The organism is Ruegeria sp. AH3, from assembly GCF_056536265.1.
The window spans coordinates 3,253,773-3,273,635 of record NZ_JBQFJL010000001.1 but is presented as its reverse complement, the minus strand read 5'-3'; the positions used below and the strand labels follow the sequence as shown (position 1 = coordinate 3,273,635).

The window sequence follows — 19,863 nt, the reverse complement described above, 5'->3', positions numbered from 1 at the left end:
ATCAACTTAGAAGTTGAAGTTAACACCGAAGTCTGCGCGGGTTTGACCGTCTGCGTCACCAACTTTGGTGCGGCCCAGGCCACCTTTCAGCGATACGCCGCCACCCAGATCGTGGATGAAACCAAGACCGTACTGCTGGGTGTCGCCATCAGCCGAACCGTCGCCGTAAGCAGCCAGCAGGGTGGTTGCTGCGCCCAGGTTGTAGGCCAGCGAGAAGCCCCATGCGGTGCCGTCGGTTTCTTCACCTGCGTCGTTGAGCGGTGTGTCCGAATCGTCGGCTACAAACAGGGTACCGTTGAAGTCGCCGAAGTCTGCGCCCAGAGTCAGGACCAGCAGGCTCGGGTCAGAACCGCCACCAGCAGCGTCGGTCTGACCGTAGGCCAGAGCAGCTGTGATGTTGTTGAAGGTGTAGGTCGCGCTCAGATCCCAGGAATCTGCACCGCCCAGAGCGGCGTTGCCGTTCAGGGTCGAGTTCTGGTCATAAGACGCGCCAAAGGCGAAGTCACCAACGGCGTACTGGAAGAATACAGCGTTTGCACCTGCGCCGGTCGACGAGAACGACAGGAATTCATAGTCAACACCGGCGTACTGACCGATGAAGAATTCCAAGCCAGGCTCGTTACCGTAGTAGTTGGCCAGGTTGTCGATTGCGCCCGAAACGTTGCCTGCGTCAACGCGCAGACCGCCATAGATCGCCGAGAAACGTGCGCCGCTCAGCGAAGCAGAACCTGCCTCACCGGTACCCGCGTCTTCGTCAGCCTGCAGACGAACACGAGCCGAGAACTCAACGCCGCCGTCGGTTTCTGCGGTACCGTCGATGTTCAGACGGAAGCGCGAAACCAGGATGGTGTCGTCGATGTTGTCGTTGGTGGTCGAACGATCTTCCAGGTAGCCGATACCAAAACGACCGTAGCCGCTGAATTTAACGTCAGCTGCTGCAACGCTTGCCGTCGCGATCAGCGCGGTCGTTGCAAAGAGAACTTTTTTCATCTTGTTTCCCTCGGTTTCAAAGATTTTTCTACTCGACACATGCAAAGCACGCGTCTCAGCACGGTCACCGTTTCGCTTTTTTTGCCCCCTTTGCGCAAGCTTGGCATAAACGTCTTGCTGTCATTCGGCCCAAATTGGTGCAAGGATGCCACAGTCAAAATTCCGGCAAATCACGTCACCCGCTCACGCCCATATGTAAAGAATAGGCTTGTTGCTGCACGGGTCCTTGTCTAGGAGTATCACCCGACAGTGCAAAACAAGTGATACGGGACCTTTTGACGATGCGCATGCTGACGATTCTGGGTTTGACCATAGGGATGGCCACCGTCTCGGCCTGCGGAGGAAAGCCGCCTCCGGGAAATGCTCGCATCCTCACCGCGGATGGGAGTTCGTCAGAGGAGCGTGAACTGAATGATCCGAATCGATCAACCATCTTTGATGTTTTTGGTCCCGACAATTCTGAGCAGATCACCAATGTGAACCGCTATTTGTGGTCGGCCTCGCTTGATGTTCTGAATTTCCTGCCGATTCAAGAGGTTGATCCCTTTACTGGTGTGATCGTAACCGGTTATGGCACCCCTCCGGGCGGAGGACGGCAATATCGTGCGACGGTGCATATCAGCGATCCGGCGCTTGCAGCCCGCTCTCTGTCCGTGTCCCTGCAAACAAGCGGAGGCTCTCCGGTCAGCGCAGCAACCAACCGTGCGGTCGAAGATGCGATCCTCTCTCGGGCGCGACAGCTACGGATTGCGGACAACAAGCTCTAGAAACCCGCAGAAAATCACAATATTACCACGCCGGGTTCCTACCCGGCGTTTTCATTCACGAAGGACCGCACGATGTCGCGCTATTCGGCCACCGAAATCGAAGCAAAATGGCAAGAGGCCTGGGACAAGGCCGGAATCTTCGCCGCCAACCACAAGGCGGACAAGCCGAAATACTACGTGCTTGAGATGTTCCCCTACCCGTCCGGCCGAATCCATATGGGGCATGTGCGCAACTATACGATGGGCGACGTGATCGCGCGTCATAAACTGGCGACCGGCCACAACGTGCTGCATCCGATGGGGTGGGATGCGTTCGGGATGCCCGCAGAAAACGCGGCGATGGCTATTGGCGGGCACCCCAAAGACTGGACCTATGGCAATATCGCTGACATGCGCGGGCAAATGAAGCCGCTGGGCCTGTCGATCGACTGGTCGCGCGAGTTCGCTACCTGTGACCCCGAATATTATGGCCAGCAGCAAGCGCTGTTTCTGGATATGCTCGAGGCCGGGCTGGTCTACCGCAAGAACGCCGTGGTGAACTGGGATCCGGTCGATATGACCGTTCTGGCCAATGAACAGGTGGAGAACGGGCGCGGCTGGCGCTCGGGCGCGCTGGTGGAACGGCGTGAACTGACTCAATGGTTCTTCAAAATCTCGGATTACTCCGAAGAACTGCTCGACGCGCTAGACACGCTCGACAACTGGCCCGCCAAGGTGCGCCTGATGCAGGAGAACTGGATCGGCAAGTCGCGCGGTCTGCAATTTGGCTTTGAACGCACCGATGGCGGCGAGCCCATTACTGTCTATACGACTCGCCCCGACACGCTGCTGGGCGCGTCTTTCGTCGGTATTTCACCGGACCATCCGATTGCCAAACAGCTTGAGGCCGAGAACTCAGAAGTTGCTGAGTTCGTTGCAGAATGCCGTAAGGGTGGCACCACGGAAGAGGCCATCGAGACAGCTGAAAAGCTTGGTTACGACACCGGCATCAAGGTCAAACACCCGCTGGACCCGAATTGGGAACTGCCGGTTTGGATCGCGAACTTCATCCTGATGGATTACGGCACCGGCGCGATCTTTGCCTGCCCGGCACATGACCAGCGCGACCTCGACTTCTGCCGCAAATACGGCTTGCCCGTAGTCGATACATTCTTTGCGCTGGATGATGATACGCCGGTCGACAAGATCGCCTTTGTTCCACCTAAGACGGAAAAAGTACGCTGGGTGAATCACTTTGCGGGCCTGACCGAAGCCACCGGGGATGAGGCGATCAACGCAACCGTTGATTTCGCAGAAAAGGCGGGCTGGGGCGAAGGTGTTACCAAGTACCGCCTGCGCGATTGGGGCCTCAGCCGCCAACGCTATTGGGGCTGCCCGATTCCCGTGGTGCATTGCGAAAGCTGCGGTGTGGTGCCCGAAAAGAAAGAAAACCTTCCGGTCCGCCTGCCCGACGATGTCACCTTCGACAAACCGGGCAATCCGCTGGACCGCCACCCGACCTGGCGTGACTGTGCCTGCCCGAAATGTGGTGCCCCGGCCAAGCGCGAGACCGACACGATGGACACATTCGTCGATTCGTCATGGTATTTCGCCCGTTTCACCGCCCCACGCGCCGAAACGCCGACCAATCTGGCAGAAGCTGAATACTGGATGAATGTCGACCAGTACATCGGCGGCATCGAGCACGCGATTCTGCACCTGCTTTATTCCCGCTTTTTCGCGCGGGCGATGCAGATCACCGGCCACCTGCCCAAGAAAGCCATCGAGCCTTTCGACGCGCTGTTCACCCAAGGCATGGTAACGCACGAGATTTACCAAACTCGCGATGCCAATGGCCGCCCGGTCTATCACCTGCCCGAGGATGTGACCGACGGCAAACTGGCCGACGGCACCGAGGTCGAAATTATCCCTTCGGCCAAGATGTCGAAATCCAAGAAGAATGTGGTCGATCCAGTCAGCATCATTTCTGCCTTCGGCGCAGACACAGCGCGCTGGTTCGTGCTGTCCGATTCGCCACCCGAACGTGACGTGGAATGGACAGCCTCTGGGGCCGAGGCCGCGTTCAAGCATCTCAGCCGCGTGCATCGCATCGCGTCCGAGATCGTAGAATCAGACGTACCCGCCAATGGCGAAGACGAAATCCTGCTGCGCGAGATGCACAAAGCGATCCACGATGTGTCCGGGGGCGTCGAATCCTTTGGCTTCAACGCTTCGATCGCCAAGCTTTATGCCTTCACCAACACTTTGGCGAAATCCAAGGCAGGTACCGACGCCAAGCGCCAAGCCGCCAAGACGCTGGCGCAGCTGATGTCGCCCATGACCCCGCACCTGTCCGAAGAGCTGTGGCAAATGCTGGGCGGCGAAGGTCTGGTGGCGACCGCTGCATGGCCCGTCGCGGATGAGGCGATGCTGGTCGATGACACCGTCACCCTGCCCATCCAGATCAACGGCAAGCGCCGCGCGGAAATCAGCGTTCCCAAGGATATGGCCAAGGACGAGGTTGAAAAAATCGCGCTCAGCACCGAAGCTGTGCAAAGGGCGCTGGATGGTGCCGCGCCAAAGAAAGTCATCGTAGTTCCCGGACGGATCGTGAATGTCGTCGTTTGACCGCAGAACCCTGATCTTGATGCCGTTGGCCTTAGCGGCCTGCGGCTTTGAACCGGTCTATGCACCCGGCGGATCGGGGACAGCTTTGGACGGGAAAGTGGCCGTCTCGGCCCCGAATAACGTCGACAGTTTCCTGCTGGTTCAGAATCTGGAACGTAAACTGGGCCGAAGTGCTACATCCGGCAGCGATTATGCGTTGGACGTGCAGGTGTCAACGGTCACCCGCGCCGCGTCGATCACCACGTCGAATGAAACCACGCGTTACACCATCGACGGGCGGGCCACCTATGCGCTGAAATCCAACAATACCGGTCAGATCCTTGCCTCGGGCACGGTCACCGAGTTTGTCGGGTACTCTGCCGCTGGGTCGACCGTTTCGACGCTGGCGGATGAGCGTGACGCCAAGGAACGGCTGATGGTGATCCTGTCAGATCAGATCGTCACCCGCCTTTACGCCACACCGGGCCTGATCACATGAAGCTTAGCCCGCGTGAGGCCGAGGGCTATTTCGCCAAGCCGGACGCGGACAAGGCCGGTCTGTTGATCTACGGGGCCGACGCTATGCGCGTCGCACTGAAACGGCAACAGGCTCTGGCAGCCCTTCTCGGACCCAGTGCAGAAGAAGAGATGCGCCTGAGCCGTATCCCCGGAGCCGATCTGCGCGGCGACCCCGCATTGTTGCTTGATGCGGTCAAAGCAGTTGGCTTTTTCCCCGGCCCGCGCGCGGTGTTTGTCGAGGATGCAACCGAGACCGCCGCTCCTTCGATCCTCGCTGCGCTCGAAGATTGGGCGGCAGGCGATGCCCAAATCATCGTGACCGCAGGCCAACTCAAACCAAGCTCGAAAATCCGTAAAGCGTTTGAGGCGCATCCGGCCACTTATGCTGTCGGCATCTATGACGATCCGCCCTCACGAGCCGAAGTTGAACGCATTGTCTCACGGGCCGGGCTGCAGAACATCCCGCGCGACTCGATGTCGGCGCTCAGCGAATTGGCCTTGGCGCTCAGCCCCGGTGATTTCACGCAAACCGTTGATAAATTGTCGCTTTACAAACAGGGCGATGCGTCTGAGCTGAGCATCGAGGATATCGAGGCCTGCGCCCCGCGCTCGACCGAGGCCGCTCTGGATGACGTGCTGAACGTTGTCGCCGAGGGCCGCACGGGCGAGATCGGGCCGCTGATCCGGCGGTTGCAAGCACAGGGCACCAATGGGGTCACGCTTTGCATTGGGGCGACCCGGCATTTTCGAACACTCTATACTTGCGCCGCAGACCCCGGTGGTGCGGCGCAGGGCATCGGCAAGCTGCGTCCGCCGGTCTACGGCAAACGCCGCGATCGTATCCTGCGTCAGGCACAAGGTTGGGGTGCCGCCAAGCTGCAGACGGCGCTGACAGTGCTGACCGATACCGATCTGTCCCTGCGCTCGGCCGGTCAAACTGCGCCCGCAATGGCGCTGGTTGAACGTGCTATGATCCGTTTGGCCATGCTGGCGCGGTCTCGTTGACCGCGGGTTTCGCTTGACCCGTTTCCGATGGCGGGCACACTGCCCAAAGATTGTGAACCAGCAGGATATAAGCATGTACAAGCTTTACGGCCCCGTTATGACCCGCACGTCACGGGTGGTTTGGATGTTGGAAGAAATGGGGGAACCCTATGAACTGGACCCGGTCGCCCCACGCTCGCCCGAGATTTTGGCGCTGAACCCTTCCGGCAAGGTTCCGGTGTTGGTCGATGAGGACCGCGCAATCAACGACAGCTCGGCCATCATGACCTATCTGGCAGACAAGCATGGGGTTCTGACATACCCTGCCGGAACCATCGAGCGGGCCGAACAAGATGCGTTATTCCACACAATTCTGGACGAGATAGATGCAGTTTTGTGGGTCGCGACGCGGCACAAGTTCATCCTGCCCGAAGACAAGCGTGTTCCGGCAATCCGCGACTCGATCACGTGGGAATTCGATCACAACTTTCAGCGGCTCGAAAAACGCTTCAAGGGACCGTTCCTGATGGGGGACAAGATGACCATCGCGGACATCCTTCTGATCCACTGCATGAGCTGGGCAAAAAATGCAGGTTTCCCGCTGAATTCCGAAGTTCTAAGCGCCTACGGCAAAGACATGCGCCAACGTCCGGCCTATCTGAAAATGGCCGAGATGGCGGCGACCGCTTAGCCGAGCGGGCGTGCAGTGAGATACTCAGCGGCGGCACGCCCCGCCCAACGGCCTGTGGCAAGGCAGGCGGTCAGCAGATAGCCGCCTGTCGGTGCTTCCCAGTCCAGCATTTCTCCGGCGCAGAATATTCCGGGCAGGGCTTTCAGCATTAAGCCCTCATCCAAGGCGCTGCGCGCTACACCTCCGGCGGTTGAGATCGCCTCGTCCATCGGGCGCAGGCCAGAATGTCGAACAGGCAAATGCTTCAGCGTCGCGATCCAATCTGATTGCGCCAATGGATGGCTCTTGGTCATCTCATGGAACAGGGCAATCTTTTGTGGCGGTAGGCGCAATGTGTTTTTCAACCAGTGCGATAGCGTTGCCTTGGGTTTCTTGGTTGCCAAGCGCGCTTGCAATGTCTGGGCCGTGATATCGGGCACCAGATCGATATAAAGCGGCGCGCCTTCACGCAACGCTGGCGTCAGAGAATAAAGACCGCCTCCTTCTAACCCCTTGGCTGAAATGGCAGCTTCGCCCCGGTTGGCCAGATCACCGGCTACCCAACGAACGGATTTCAGGGCAGCCCCGAAATGCGGCTGCATGTAAGGGCTCCACTCCACCGAGAGCGCCGAATTCGACGGAGCAAAGGGGACCAGATCAACGCCCTTTTCCGATAGGCCCGAGGCCCAGGCCCCGTCAGAGCCCAGCCGTGCCCAACTGGCCCCTCCCAGCGCCAGTACCGTCGCATCAGGGTTGAGGCGGCGTTCACCGTCCGGCGTTTCGAACACCAGCGCCCCCTCTTGCCACCCGACCCAGCGCCAACGGGTCCGGATCTGCACACCCACCTCATCCAGCCGCGCCAGCCAGGCACGCAACAAGGGCGAGGCTTTCATGACATTGGGAAACACGCGTCCGGTTGAGCCGGTAAACATCTCCTGCCCCAGATCCTGCGCCCAACCCCTTACAGCTTGCGCGTCAAACGCATGGATCATCGGCTGCAGCCACGCCCCAGCCTCGCCATAAGCGGTCATCAGGGTTTCGAACGGCTCATCTTTGGTCAGGTTCAGCCCTGACTTCCCTGCCATCAGGAATTTGCGCGCGACCGAAGGCTTTGCCTCTGTCACCAGCACCTGATGACCGGCGATGGCCAATTGCTCAGCCGCCATCAGCCCTGCGGGGCCTGCACCGATCACCACTGCTTGCGCCATCGCGCCCCTCTTGCCCTGCCCGCGCATCGACGCGAGATTACCCTCATGGCGAACACCGATCCGATCTGCCCGCTCTGCGACCGCCCGATCCCCGATGGGGGCGGCAGCCTGCACCATCTGATCCCAAAACTCAAAGGAGGCAAGGGCGGGCCGACTGTCTTGCTGCATCAGATCTGCCATAAAGAGGTGCACGCGACCCTGTCCGAGGCCGAACTGGCACGCAGTTTCAACTCGGTCGAGGCCCTGCGCGCGCATCCGAGGCTTGAGAAATTCCTGATCTGGGTCCGTAAACGCCCGCCCGGGTTTCGCTCCAAAGTGCCGGGCAAGCGGCGAGGGCGCTGATCAGGCGGGCAGGACCGGATCGCCGAATGCGTCTTGCTGTTCGGCCTCCAGCCCTTCGATTTCGATCCCGAGATAGTCGGGCACCGGGGCGAACTGTGCCCCCGCGATGTGCTGAAACTCAAGCGTCGTATACGGGCGTTTCCACAGCCATTCGCGGTTCTCCACGGCCCACAGATCGGGGTTGGGTGGGGTTTCATCGGTGAACGCGTAGAAATGCAGATCGAACCCGTAGGGCGCAACATCCTGCATCGACAGCAAGCACATCCCCAGTTTGCGGCAAAAGGCATCTTCGGCGACGATATCGCCCGTCCTCAGGGTGATCTGACCGATACAGGCCCCGGCAAACGGGGCCTCCGCATTTGCAATTCCGTCTGGCCGCTTGCCCTCGAAATCATGTTGCAGAAGTTCGATCACGAAACCTTCGGGGTCACTTAGATGGCACATATAGCCGATGTCTATGAACTGATGCGGTGTGCTGACGACTATGCCTTTCCGACGCAAGATATCAGCGGCCAGATCGACATCGGGCAACGTGATACCGATCTTCCAGTACCGCTGCCCCTGATCATGCGTGTATCCACCCCCGCCCGGCATCAGAAGCAGATCGGCCCCTTGTCCGGAATAGCTGAGACGACGGTTGGACCCTTCGATCTGAACAGTCATACCGAGCGCGTTGCGATAGAATGCGGCCAGACGGTCCGGATCAGCAACCCGCAGTCGCAACGCGGCGAGCCTCATGGGCATAACCGAGCGATCCCGGTGGCAATCGTGGGATCGGCGGTTACAGAATCTGCCACCAGTTCCCGTGCAGTTGGCATCAGCAGGCCCGGCTCGACCACACGGTCGACCAGTCCGAACGCATAGGCCTCTTCTGCGGTGATCTTCTGCCCAGCCATCAGGATCAGCTTGGTGCGCGCCGGACCAATCAAAGCCGCCATGCGTTTCGGGTCCGATGGCTGCGGCAGAAAGCCCAGCTTCATAACCGGATAGAAGAATTTTGCCGACGGCACCGCGATGCGCAGATCACAGGCCAAAACCATCCCATTCGCCCCACCGGCCAGCGTGCCATTCAGCGCGGCCACTGTCAGGCACGGCAGCGCGGCAATGGCGCCCGACAATCTCTCCCACAGGTTGGAGGTGGCAAGTCCCGCCCGCGCCTCGTCCAGATCTGCACCAGCGCTGAAGACACGACCGGCACCGGTCAGGACTAAGGCCCGGGCTTCGGTGGCAGACTCGGCGATCCGGACCAATTCGCCCAGCATCGCCGCAGTCAAAGCGTTGGCCTTGTCCGGATTGTTCAGGGTAACCGTCCAGAGGCCGTCTTCCTTGGTCAGATCAATCACGTGATGCCGATCCTTTTGCGGATATCTTCATTGCGCAGCGAAATCTCGGTGCCCCGGAATTCATCCGCATCCGATGAGCACATCCACAGCATCGCCCGCGCGGGCCAGTCAGCCGGGATATGATCGTCCCAATCCAGCTGGCTGACCGGGTTGATACCACTGGCCTTGATCACCCGCTGCATGTCGGTGGCCACGGTGCCCGGCGACAAACCCATGGCACGGATACCATGATGCGCCTCCTCCAGATGCAAACACTCGGTCAGCATCTTCGCACCGGCTTTCGATGCGCAGTAGTGGCTCCAGGCCTCAACCGGGTTCGACGCAGCACCGGACGAGACCGTCAGCACCGTGCCCCCACCCGCGGCGCGCATGATGGGCAGGGCGGCGCGCATGCCGTAGAAAACACCTTTGAGGTTGATATCGATCGCCGAGCTCCAAGCGGAAACATCTGCGTTGGACATATGAAAAATAGGATCGATCACCCCGGCATTTCCGACCAGGACATCCAGCGATCCAAACCGATCCACGCAATCGGCCACCACCTGTTCAACCTGCGCAAAGTCACTGACATCGCAGGCCAACGCGATCACGTTATCGCCAAGTGCGGCAGCCAGTGCCTCAATCTGATCACGGCTGCGCGCCACCAGCACCACATTGGCCCCGGCTGCGGCAAAAACGCGCCCGGCTTCGGCACCGATACCTCGGCTGGCCCCCGTTATCAGTACGGTTTTCTCTTGCATTTGCATCGTTTAAATCCCTGCATTTGAAATTGTGTAAAGTCGTACAGCGGAAATGGGGAACTGGTCCACCCCTTGCCCCTTGACGCTGACCGCGACAGGCACGACGATGCCGGCAAAATTGATCAAGAAGGGTTCTCTTATGACTGTTTTCCTTCGCCGGAGCTGCGGCGCAGCGCTGGCTTATGCCGTTGCAACTCAGGGCGCGTTTGCAGAAATCACCGCCAATGATGTCTGGGCCGACTGGCAGGCCTATCTGGGCGGCATGGGCTATGAAGTGACAGGCGACCAGAGCACATCTGGCGACGTCACCACGATCGCAAACATGACCATGGCCATGGCCCTGCCTGAGACCGATGGGCAGTTCAACATGGTCATCCCTGAAATGACCCTGACCGAAAACGGCGATGGAACCGTCAATATCGATTTCCCCGACAGCTTCCCAGTGTCGATCTCGGGCGAATCCGACGGAGAAGCATTTTCAGCCGATCTGCTTTATACGCAGGACGCGCTGAACATGGTCGTTTCTGGCACCCCGGAAGAGATGACCTATGACTACACGGCAAACAGCCTGACGCTGGCGCTGGATTCGATGAAATTTGGTGAGGAAGCCGTATCGCAAGACGTTCTGGGCCTGAACTTTACGATGAACGAGGTTGCGGGCTCTTCGCTGATGAAAATCGGCGAAATGCGCGATATCGCGCAGAAGTTCACCGCAAGCACCATGTCTTATGACGTGGCCTTCGACGAACCTGACAGTGACGACGACGGTCGGATCAGCGGCAAGCTGGACGATCTGGCATTTGAAGGTGATACAACAATCCCGGCGGGGTTTGATGTGACCAACGTGCAGGATCTGTATGGAGCCGGATTTGCGGCATCCGGTACATTTACCTATGGCTCAGGCAGCACCGAAATGGCCGGAACCGCCGAGGGTGAAGCATTTTCGCTGAGCAGCAGTTCCAAGGGCGGCGAATTCACCGGCAGCATTGATGCCCAGCGCCTGGTGTACGACCTTGTGCAAAACAGCACCAAACTGGCGGTAACCACGGCTGATCTGCCCTTCCCGATCGAGATCGCGATGGCCAATGCCGGGCTGAAGCTTGAGATTCCGGTTGCGGCCTCGGAAGAAATCCAGCCCTTTGGGTTTGGCCTGAACCTGACCGATTTCACAATGTCCGACGTGTTGTGGAGCCTCTTCGACCCCGCAGGCGCCCTGCCCCGTGACCCGGCCACGATTGCGCTGGATACGACCGGCACCGCCAAGGTGCTCGTCGATTTCATGGACCCGGAAGCAGTCGAAGCGCTTGAGACCTCGGAAGTAGCACCGGGTGAACTGCATTCGCTGAAGATCAACGAATTGCTGGTCTCACTGGTCGGTGCCGAGCTTACGGGCGATGGCGACTTCAAGTTCGACAACTCGAACACTGAGGCTTTTGATGGCATGCCTGCCCCGTCGGGTGTCGCCAATCTGAAACTCGTCGGAGCCAATGCGCTGCTCGATACGCTGATCGGTATGGGTTTTGTGTCCGAAAACGATGCACTCGGCGCGCGGATGATGATGGGTCTGATGGCGGTTCCGGGTGAGGAACCCGATACGCTGAACTCGACAATCGAGTTTACCGAGGACGGCCAGATCCTGGCGAACGGCCAGAGGATCAAGTAGCAGAAACTTCGGGACAAGCCGCAAGGGCGGCCTGTCCCACCCAAGGCAGGCGGCGCAAATGGATCGCAGGCCTTGCGGGACGCACGCTCCGAGGCTAGGTCCAAGACATCAAGACCCCGGAGGCTTCATGAACAGAACACCTCAAGACATCAGCCACGATTTGCTGGATGCGGCGCGCAAAGCGGGGGCCGAGGCGGCGGATGCCATTGTTATCGATGGCTCATCCGTATCGGTCGAGGTCCGCAGCGGTGCGCTGGAACATGCAGAGAGGTCCGAGGCCACGGATCTGGGGCTGCGCGTCTTCCTAGGCAAGCGCCAGGCAATTGTCTCCAGCTCTGACAGTCGCCCCGACACGCTGACCGCGATGGCCGAACGTGCGGTCGCCATGGCTCGCGAAGCGCCCGAGGACCCGTTTACCGGCCTCGCTGATCCGGATCAGTTGATCAGCGATTGGAACATGGACGCGTTTGAGCTGTTCGACCCGACGCCCGAACCCAGCGCCGATTCGCTGATGCAGGATGCACTGGCCGCCGAGGCTGCGGCGCTTGAGGTGGATGGGGTCACACAAGTTTCGGATGCGGCAGCGGCTTATGGCACCCATCGTGTCCACCTTGCCGCGACCAATGGGTTTTCCGGCGGCTATGCACGCAGTAGCCGCTCAACCTCCTGCGTTGCGATTTCCGGTGAAGGTACCGGGATGGAGCGTGACTATGACGGTGATAGCCGAAGCTTTCAGTCTGACCTTCGCAGCCCGTCCGAGATTGGCCGCACGGCCGGTGAACGTGCCGTTTCCCTTATGGGCGCGCGCAAACCGCAGACCGGCAGCTTTCCGGTTCTGTTTGATGAACGTATCTCGTCCTCACTGATCGGTCACTTGCTGGCCGCCAGCAACGGCGCAGCCATCGCGCGCGGAGCCTCGTGGCTGAAAGAAAGCCTTGGCGAGCAGGTTCTGCCCGAGCATCTGTCCCTGATCGAAGACCCACACCGCCCACGCATCTCGGGCTCACGCCCGTTTGATGCCGAAGGTTTGGCGACACAACGCCGGGCCATCGTGGAAGATGGTGTTTTGACCGGCTGGACGCTGGACCTGGCCAGCGCCCGCAAACTGGACATGACCTCAACCGGGAACGCCGCGCGCGGCGTGTCGGGCCCTCCGTCTCCCAGCAACTGGAACCTCAGCCTGACGCAAGGCGAGCGCAGCCGCGCTGATCTGCTGCGCGACATGGGAACGGGATTGCTGGTAACCTCGATGATCGGGTCGACCATCAACCCCAATACCGGCGACTATTCACGTGGGGCCTCAGGCTTTTGGGTGGAAAACGGTGAGATCACGCACCCGGTCAACGAATGCACCATCGCAGGCAACCTGCGGGACATGCTGATGCGGATCGTTCCGGCCAATGACGCGCGGCCTTACCTGTCGCGCGTGATACCGTCGTTGCTGATCGAAGGGATGACACTTGCCGGCAACTGACCTGTCCTTGTTGATTGATGCCGCTCTTGAAGCCGGAAAGATCGCCACCCGTTTTACCGGGCCGCAGGCACAGCGCTGGGACAAACCCGATGGCGCGGGCCCGGTGACCGAGGCCGATTTGGCCGTCAACGCCATGCTCGAGCGTGATTTGCAGGCCGCCCGGCCCGACTATGGCTGGCTCAGCGAAGAGACCGAAGACTCCGCCGACCGCCTGACCCGTGATCGTGCGTTCATCATCGACCCGATCGATGGCACCCGCAGCTTTGCCGAAGGTTCGCGCACCTGGGCGCATTCTCTGGCCATTGCAGAGCAAGGAGACGTGATTGCAGCTGTCATCTACCTTCCTATGCGCGACCTGCTTTATACGGCATCGCGTGGGCAGGGGGCAACGCTGAATGGTGCAACGATCCGCGTCTCAGGCCAGACCCACCTGCCCGAGGCCGAAATTCTGGCTGCAAAACCCAATCTAGACGCGCGCCACTGGTTATCAGGCTCGGCCCCCGCGTTCAAACGTGTCTATCGCCCCTCGCTGGCCTATCGCATGGCGCTGGTGGCACAAGGGCGGTTCGACGGGATGCTGACGCTTCGCCCCAGTTGGGAATGGGACATAGCTGCAGGCGACCTGATCCTGCGCGAAGCGGGTGGGTTATGTACTGATCGCATGGGCCAGCCTCTGCGCTTTAACAATGCTCATCCACGCCTTAACGGTGTAGTCGCCGCCGGACCCGCTTTGCATGCAGGACTTCATGACCGGCTTGATCCCAGCGGCACCGGGATCGCTCCATGAGCAAGCCCAGATCTCTCAGCCTTGCAGCCTATCGGGTACTGTCCTGGGGCGTTCCACAAAGCGGCGGGTACGCTGACACGCCCCGTCCCGAAGGTGAGTTGCTTTGGGTCCATGTCAGTACACCCGACCGGTTGCGTGCCGTCGACGACCTGTGCCGTCGCCTGCTGTCTGCACGGCCAGGATTGTCGATACTGATGACCGCCCCCGCCGAGGCTGACCTGTCCGAGTGGAAAGGCTGCAGCTTTCCGATCGTTTGTTTGCCCGCCGACCAGGCTGGGGCCGCGCGAACTTTTCTCGATCACTGGCAACCGGACATGGCCTTGTGGTTCGGAGGTGGGCTTTTGCCCAATCTCATCAGCCACGCGCAAGAACAGGCCACACTCCTGATCCTGCTTGAAGCGTCAGTTGACGTAAAAACTGCGCGGGGTGGGCGATGGCTGCCGGATATCAAGCGTTACACCCTGGATTGCTTCGATTCGATCCTTGCCCCAAGCGATGAGATCGCCCGCCAAATCCGTCGCCTTGGCATCGACTCGGCCAAAATCTCTGTCGCTCCATCCTTGCATATCAGCCCGAACCCCCACCCCTGGCCCGAAGATGAGTTGATCGAAACCAACCATGCATTGGCCGGGCGACCCGTCTGGCTGGCTGCGTGGGTTCAGGACAAAGAATTCATATCGGTGCTGAGCGCCCACCGGCAGGCGTTGCGTATGCTGCCGCGATTGGCGCTTGTGCTGCATGTGGCCGACATGTCCGAAGCAACTCCGCTGTATAAACGGCTTGAAGCCATGGATTTGCGCTGCGCCAATTGGGATGAGGGCCACCCGATCGAGGATACAACGCAAGTCATTCTTTCTGCCGCACCCGAAGATCTTGGGTTATGGCACCGCGTCTCGGCCGTCACATTCATGGGAAACTCGCTAGAACGCAGCGCAGGCGGATGCGACCCGTTGATCGCTGTTGCATTGGGATCGGCCGTTATACATGGCCCCCATGTGAGCAAGCATCGCAATATCTATGATCGGCTCGACCAGGTCGGTGCAGCGATGACGATCAAATCCGCAACTGAACTGGGGGATGGTGTCGTGGAGCTGCTGGCCCCGGACCGCACCGCCGACATGGCACTGGCGGGATGGCAGATGGTAACCGAAGGGGCGCCGCAGGCTGACCACCTGATTGATCTGGTTCAGGACACGCTGGATCGACGGAGGGCTGAAGATGCGCGCTCCTGAATTCTGGAACACTTCCCCCGATCAGCTTGACGTGCGTGCCCGGCTGCTGGCCCCGCTCGGTCATCTCTACGCCGCAACTACTGCTCGAAGAGTTGCAAAGGAACCCGGCTTCAAGCCCGGCGTTCCAGTCATCTGTATCGGCAATCTCAACGCGGGCGGTACCGGCAAGACCCCGACGGTAATCTGGATGCTCGAACGTCTGCGCGACAAATGGCACCAGCCGCATGTGGTCACACGTGGCCATGGCGGATCTTTGGAAGGGCCGGTCAAAGTTGAACCACGCAAGCACAGCGCTGCGCAGGTCGGGGATGAACCCCTGCTGCTGGCCGCCTTCGCCGATGTCTGGGTCGCCAAGGATCGCGCCGCTGGGGCACAGGCCGCCGCAGAGGACGGCGCGACGGCCATTGTGTTGGATGACGGGTTTCAGAATCCTGCAGTCGCCAAGGATTTCTCGGTCATTGTCGTCGATGCCGAGCGGGGCTTCGGCAACGGTCTATGCTTGCCTGCTGGCCCACTGCGAGAGCCCGTCGCCGTCGGCCTGAAACGCGCCGATCTTGTATTGTCTCTGGGTGCTGACGATGCGCAGGCCTCGTTTTCCAAGCGCTGGGGTCCGGCGTTGACCGTTCCTCATGCCAGAGGTAAGGTGTGCCCGCTGCAAACCGGGATGGATTGGGCAGAAACACCTGTTCTGGCCTTCGCTGGCATCGGCCATCCGGAGAAGTTCTTTGCCACCTTACGCCAGCAAGGTGCCCGGCTGTTGCGAACTGAAGCGCTGGATGACCACCAGCCACTGACCGCTGCCCTGATGACACGGCTCGAAAATGAATCCCGCGCTCTGGGCGCCCAGCTGGTGACCACTGAAAAAGACGCTGTTCGCCTTCCAGCCTCGTTCCGCAACAAGGTACTAACGCTGCCGGTGCGATTACAGATTGATGAGGATGAAAAGATCAAAGAGATGTTGGCGCAGGTCGCCCCGTCACCCTGAATGACAGGCCAGCCCCTAGCGGGCTGGCCTGTTGAGATTTAGCTGCCGAGTTCGTCTTCGATCAGCTTTTTGAATTCGTCGTAAGACTGGTTGTCGACCTGCTTGCCGTTCACCACGAAAGACGGGGTCGCCTGAATGCCGTCGCGTTCGGCGTTCTCCTGATACCAAGCCACAAGGGTCTGGGCGCGGGTGCCATCCTGCAGGCAGGCCTCAAGCTGGTCATTGTCGATACCGGCCAGACGACCAATCTTGCGCAGTTCGTCCACAATCTCGGCCGGACCACCGGCACGGGTCCATTCGGACTGACCTTCATAGATCAGATCGGTGATGCCAAAGAATTTCTCGGGCCCCGCGCAGCGCGCAACCATCGAGGCCCAGAGACCATAGCGGTCAAAGTAAACCTCGCGATAGATGAACTTCACCTTGCCGGTATCGATGAAATCCTTCTTGAGCTGCTTATAGGCACCTTGGTGGAAGTTCGCGCAATGCGGGCAGGTATAGGAGGCATATTCGATGATCTCGACCGGCGCATCTTCGGCGCCCTGCACCATCTCGACGACGGTCGATGTATCCAGATCAGCCTCCTGCGCCTCGGCCGCGCTGACCAAAGGATAAGCTGGGGTCGATGAATTCGAGAGCGACAGCCAATAGCCGCCAGCGGCGACGGCGACGGCCGCACAGATTACGGTTGCAATACGGCTCATGCTAAGCCCTTTCTTAGTGTTTCTGTCTGGATAAAACGTTGCGACCGAGACGTTCAAGGGCCGCACGCAAATCTTCATCATTTACATCGCGTGACACTTTGTCCGCCTCGGCGGCAATCTCCGTAGAAATCGTGGGTTTTACCACCTTCGGTTTGTGATCGAAACTGGCCTGCCCCTCAGCAAATCCGGTCGGAGCGGTCTGGGTGATGCGCACGCGGCTGATCGCGTTGAAGCCATAGACCGCGTTCACCTTGTCGCGCAGCTGTTCGCGCTGCATGTCCAGCATCGCAGCCTGTGGCCCGGTGGTCAGGACCGTCAAAGTAGCTCCGAACCCACCTTTGGCATATCCCACCTTCACCGGCTGAGCGATCGAGGCGATATCCTGCCCGACAATCTCGGCCCAGTGGGTCAACAGACGCGACACAGCAAAGCCCCGGCTCTCACCGGCGCGCCTGATCTGGTCGTTCAGCAAAGTCGCGGTGCGTTTGAACCCGCGGGTCGTGGACCGTTTGCGCTGCATCTGGTTTCCAACTCCTGTGCCGCTATTGTAATGGGCAGGAAACCGGGTGCCAGCAAAACCCGACAGGGAGATGAATAAAACTTGCGTGATTCCACTGAATTCACCGTGAGCGCCGCGTTGTTGGACTGGTATGACCGCCATGCCCGCGAAATGCCCTGGCGTGTGGGTCCTGCTCAGCGCGCTGACGGCGTGCAGCCCGATCCTTACCAAGTCTGGCTGTCCGAAGTGATGCTGCAGCAAACGACGGTCGCTGCGGTGCGTGACTATTTCATGCGGTTCACCACGCGCTGGCCAAACGTGCAGGCCCTGGCTGCGGCCCCGGATGATCAGGTGATGGCGGAATGGGCTGGGCTGGGCTATTACGCCCGCGCCCGCAACCTGCTGAAATGCGCGCGCGTCGTGGCGCAGGATCATGGGGGGCGGTTCCCCGACACTTATGAGGCTCTGCTGAAACTGCCCGGTATCGGCCCCTATACCGCTGCCGCGATCTCGGCCATTGCCTTTGATCAGCCCGAGACAGTGCTGGACGGCAACGTCGAACGGGTCATGGCGCGATTTTTCGATATTCACGACCCATTGCCGGGGTCCAAACTTGTGCTGAAAGAGAAAGCCACAGCGCTGACCCCAACCCTCCGCCCAGGAGACTACGCCCAGGCGGTGATGGATTTGGGGGCCACCATCTGCAGACCCAAATCACCCGCTTGCGGCATCTGTCCTTTGCGTAATCCCTGCCAGGCGCGGATCGCTGGTACTCAGGCCGAGCTTCCGCGCAAGACACCAAAACAGCCCAAACCCACGCGCCACGGGCATATCTATATCGCGCAAGACGCGAGCCAAGCCCTCCTACTGGAGCGGCGCCCCGACAAAGGCCTGCTGGGCGGCATGCTCGGCTGGCCCGGATCGGAATGGTCGGAGGCCCCGCCCGAGGCCCCTCCGTTCCCCGCCGACTGGCAAGTCCTGCCGGGCGAAGTGCGCCACACCTTTACCCATTTTCACCTGATCCTGCGCGTCTGGATCGCTGATTTGCCCGAAGGCGCGCCAACCGGCGATCTGATCCTGATCGACAAGCACGCCTTCCGCCCCAGTGATCTACCAACGGTGATGCGCAAGGCCCATGCGCTCTGGCGCGGCCAATAGCGCGTTGTGAATCTAACGCAAACATGGCTAGGTGAAGGCAACAGACCCGAGCGCCAAAATGATCGCACCAGACACCCTGTCCCGCTGGCAATCCGCCCTTCCCTACTGGATCTCGATCCTGTTGATCCCGCTGATCTGGGCCACGACACTGGCGGGAGGCTGGTGGGTTCTTCTGGTCCCGCTCTCAACTTGGTGGGCCTTTGCCGTGCTCGATCAGTTGACCGGGCTGAACCTCGAAAACGCCGACCCTGACACGCCCGAAACCGGGTTACGCTGGTACATCCTGCTGACCAAGCTTTGGGCTCCGATACAGTTCCTGACGTTGTTTGGCCTGATCTGGTACGTGACCCGCGCGGACCTGTCGACGCTGGAAAAGATCGGCGTTTTCTTTGGTATGGGCGTGATTTCAGGCACGATCGGGATCAACTACAGCCATGAGCTGATGCATCAGAAAGGCCGCCTTGAACGCTGGCTGGGCGATATCCTTCTGGCCATGGTGCTTTATTCCCATTTCAGGTCCGAACACCTTCTGGTCCATCACCGCTATGTCGCCACCCCACGTGACCCGGTAACAGCCCTCTATAACGAAGGGTTCCACCGCTTCTACCCTCGCGTGCTGCGTCAAAGCTTGATCTCAGCCTTCCGCACCGAGCGCGAAAAGCTGGCCCGCAAGGACCGCCCGTGGAGTGATCGCGCCAACCCGTTCTGGCGCTACTGGGTGTTGCAGGGCGCGATGCTGTTTCTGGCCCTGTTGGTCGGAGGCTGGTCCGGCGTGGCCTTGTTCCTGCTGCAGGCCGGAACCGCAATCTGGCAACTCGAACTGGTCAACTATGTCGAGCACTACGGCCTGACCCGCAAATACCTCGGCGATGGTAAATACGAACACGTCCGGCCCTGCCATTCCTGGAATGCCTCGCAGAAGGCATCGAACTGGCTGCTGATCAATCTGCAGCGCCACTCGGATCACCACTACAAGCCCAATCGTCGGTTCCCGCTGCTGCAGCACCATTCACAGGATACCGCACCACAATTGCCCTATGGCTATCCGGTAATGACCGTGACCGCGATGATCCCGCCCCTCTGGCGTCGGGTTATGAACCCCCGCGTGCGAGCATGGCGACGGCAATACTATCCCGAGATCACCAACTGGCTGCCCTACAACAAAGCTCAAAACCCCAGACCCGGGGCGTGACCACAGCGCGCGCCCGCGCG

At 60.0% G+C, this 19,863-nt stretch carries 20 protein-coding genes; 13 read left to right on the top strand and 7 right to left on the bottom strand.

Annotated elements, in window-relative coordinates:
• Window positions 1–6: 6 nt before the first annotated feature.
• Window positions 7–990: a porin gene (locus ACR3EM_RS16470; RefSeq protein ID WP_480471723.1), complete on the bottom strand. Its 984-nt coding sequence runs from the start codon at window positions 988–990 to the stop codon at window positions 7–9.
• A 281-nt stretch (window positions 991–1,271) separates the two neighbouring features.
• Between ACR3EM_RS16470 and ACR3EM_RS16465 the strand changes: the two genes are divergently transcribed.
• The 5 genes from ACR3EM_RS16465 (at window position 1,272) to ACR3EM_RS16445 (ending at window position 6,537) form a co-directional block, all read left to right on the top strand.
• Window positions 1,272–1,757, top strand: coding sequence for a DUF3576 domain-containing protein (locus ACR3EM_RS16465; protein ID WP_480471722.1), 486 nt, complete (start codon window positions 1,272–1,274; stop codon window positions 1,755–1,757).
• A 72-nt stretch (window positions 1,758–1,829) separates the two neighbouring features.
• Complete coding sequence (leuS, locus tag ACR3EM_RS16460) at window positions 1,830–4,364, top strand: leucine--tRNA ligase (protein WP_480471721.1); 2,535 nt, start codon at window positions 1,830–1,832, stop codon at window positions 4,362–4,364.
• Window positions 4,351–4,842, top strand: a complete 492-nt coding sequence (lptE, locus tag ACR3EM_RS16455) for an LPS assembly lipoprotein LptE (protein ID WP_480471720.1) — start codon at window positions 4,351–4,353, stop codon at window positions 4,840–4,842. Before leuS ends, lptE begins: the two co-directional genes overlap by 14 nt.
• A complete protein-coding gene (holA, locus tag ACR3EM_RS16450; RefSeq protein ID WP_480471719.1) occupies window positions 4,839–5,867 on the top strand; it encodes a DNA polymerase III subunit delta in 1,029 nt (342 codons plus the stop codon). Before lptE ends, holA begins: the two co-directional genes overlap by 4 nt.
• A gap of 73 nt (window positions 5,868–5,940) precedes the next feature.
• Complete coding sequence (locus ACR3EM_RS16445) at window positions 5,941–6,537, top strand: glutathione S-transferase family protein (RefSeq protein ID WP_480471718.1); 597 nt, start codon at window positions 5,941–5,943, stop codon at window positions 6,535–6,537.
• Here ACR3EM_RS16445 and ACR3EM_RS16440 read toward each other — a convergent pair.
• Complete coding sequence (locus ACR3EM_RS16440; RefSeq protein ID WP_480471717.1) at window positions 6,534–7,724, bottom strand: TIGR03862 family flavoprotein; 1,191 nt, start codon at window positions 7,722–7,724, stop codon at window positions 6,534–6,536. The genes ACR3EM_RS16445 and ACR3EM_RS16440 overlap by 4 nt on opposite strands.
• Window positions 7,725–7,769: 45 nt before the next feature.
• Here ACR3EM_RS16440 and ACR3EM_RS16435 point away from each other — a divergent pair, with 45 nt between their 5' ends.
• A complete protein-coding gene (locus ACR3EM_RS16435; protein ID WP_480471716.1) occupies window positions 7,770–8,066 on the top strand; it encodes an HNH endonuclease in 297 nt (98 codons plus the stop codon).
• Here ACR3EM_RS16435 and ACR3EM_RS16430 read toward each other — a convergent pair whose 3' ends face one another.
• Genes ACR3EM_RS16430 through ACR3EM_RS16420 form a run of 3 tightly spaced genes read right to left on the bottom strand, consistent with a single transcriptional unit; the run spans window position 8,067 to window position 10,155 of the window.
• Window positions 8,067–8,810: a VOC family protein gene (locus ACR3EM_RS16430; RefSeq protein WP_480471715.1), complete on the bottom strand. Its 744-nt coding sequence runs from the start codon at window positions 8,808–8,810 to the stop codon at window positions 8,067–8,069.
• Window positions 8,801–9,409 carry an enoyl-CoA hydratase/isomerase family protein gene (locus tag ACR3EM_RS16425; RefSeq protein WP_480471714.1) on the bottom strand — a complete coding sequence of 203 codons (609 nt, stop codon included), beginning with the start codon at window positions 9,407–9,409 and terminating at the stop codon, window positions 8,801–8,803. The genes ACR3EM_RS16430 and ACR3EM_RS16425 overlap by 10 nt, the downstream gene beginning before the upstream one ends.
• Window positions 9,406–10,155, bottom strand: a complete 750-nt coding sequence (locus tag ACR3EM_RS16420; protein ID WP_480471713.1) for an SDR family oxidoreductase — start codon at window positions 10,153–10,155, stop codon at window positions 9,406–9,408. The genes ACR3EM_RS16425 and ACR3EM_RS16420 overlap by 4 nt, the downstream gene beginning before the upstream one ends.
• Before the next feature lie 133 nt (window positions 10,156–10,288).
• On the opposite strand from ACR3EM_RS16420, the gene ACR3EM_RS16415 reads away from it, so the two are divergent.
• From ACR3EM_RS16415 to lpxK, 5 genes are all read left to right on the top strand, one after another.
• On the top strand, window positions 10,289–11,812 hold the full coding sequence (locus ACR3EM_RS16415) for a DUF2125 domain-containing protein (RefSeq protein WP_480471712.1): 1,524 nt from the start codon (window positions 10,289–10,291) through the stop codon (window positions 11,810–11,812).
• A 127-nt stretch (window positions 11,813–11,939) separates the two neighbouring features.
• Complete coding sequence (locus ACR3EM_RS16410; protein WP_480471711.1) at window positions 11,940–13,286, top strand: TldD/PmbA family protein; 1,347 nt, start codon at window positions 11,940–11,942, stop codon at window positions 13,284–13,286.
• Window positions 13,273–14,073 (top strand): inositol monophosphatase family protein, encoded by an 801-nt coding sequence (locus ACR3EM_RS16405; protein WP_480471710.1) that lies wholly within the window; start codon window positions 13,273–13,275, stop codon window positions 14,071–14,073. Before ACR3EM_RS16410 ends, ACR3EM_RS16405 begins: the two co-directional genes overlap by 14 nt.
• Window positions 14,070–15,305, top strand: a complete 1,236-nt coding sequence (locus ACR3EM_RS16400) for a 3-deoxy-D-manno-octulosonic acid transferase (protein WP_480471709.1) — start codon at window positions 14,070–14,072, stop codon at window positions 15,303–15,305. Before ACR3EM_RS16405 ends, ACR3EM_RS16400 begins: the two co-directional genes overlap by 4 nt.
• Window positions 15,292–16,290 carry a tetraacyldisaccharide 4'-kinase gene (gene lpxK, locus ACR3EM_RS16395; protein ID WP_480471708.1) on the top strand — a complete coding sequence of 333 codons (999 nt, stop codon included), beginning with the start codon at window positions 15,292–15,294 and terminating at the stop codon, window positions 16,288–16,290. The genes ACR3EM_RS16400 and lpxK overlap by 14 nt, the downstream gene beginning before the upstream one ends.
• Before the next feature lie 38 nt (window positions 16,291–16,328).
• On the opposite strand, the gene ACR3EM_RS16390 is transcribed toward lpxK, so the two are convergent.
• Complete coding sequence (locus tag ACR3EM_RS16390; protein WP_480471707.1) at window positions 16,329–16,994, bottom strand: DsbA family protein; 666 nt, start codon at window positions 16,992–16,994, stop codon at window positions 16,329–16,331.
• 13 nt (window positions 16,995–17,007) lie between these two features.
• Complete coding sequence (locus tag ACR3EM_RS16385; RefSeq protein ID WP_480471706.1) at window positions 17,008–17,514, bottom strand: DUF721 domain-containing protein; 507 nt, start codon at window positions 17,512–17,514, stop codon at window positions 17,008–17,010.
• Between the two features lie 81 nt (window positions 17,515–17,595).
• Here ACR3EM_RS16385 and mutY point away from each other — a divergent pair, with 81 nt between their 5' ends.
• Entirely contained in the window at window positions 17,596–18,651 is a 1,056-nt protein-coding gene (mutY, locus tag ACR3EM_RS16380) for an A/G-specific adenine glycosylase (protein ID WP_480471705.1), read from the top strand.
• Between the two features lie 58 nt (window positions 18,652–18,709).
• Window positions 18,710–19,843: an alkane 1-monooxygenase gene (locus tag ACR3EM_RS16375; RefSeq protein WP_480471704.1), complete on the top strand. Its 1,134-nt coding sequence runs from the start codon at window positions 18,710–18,712 to the stop codon at window positions 19,841–19,843.
• The last annotated feature ends 20 nt before the right edge of the window (window positions 19,844–19,863 follow it).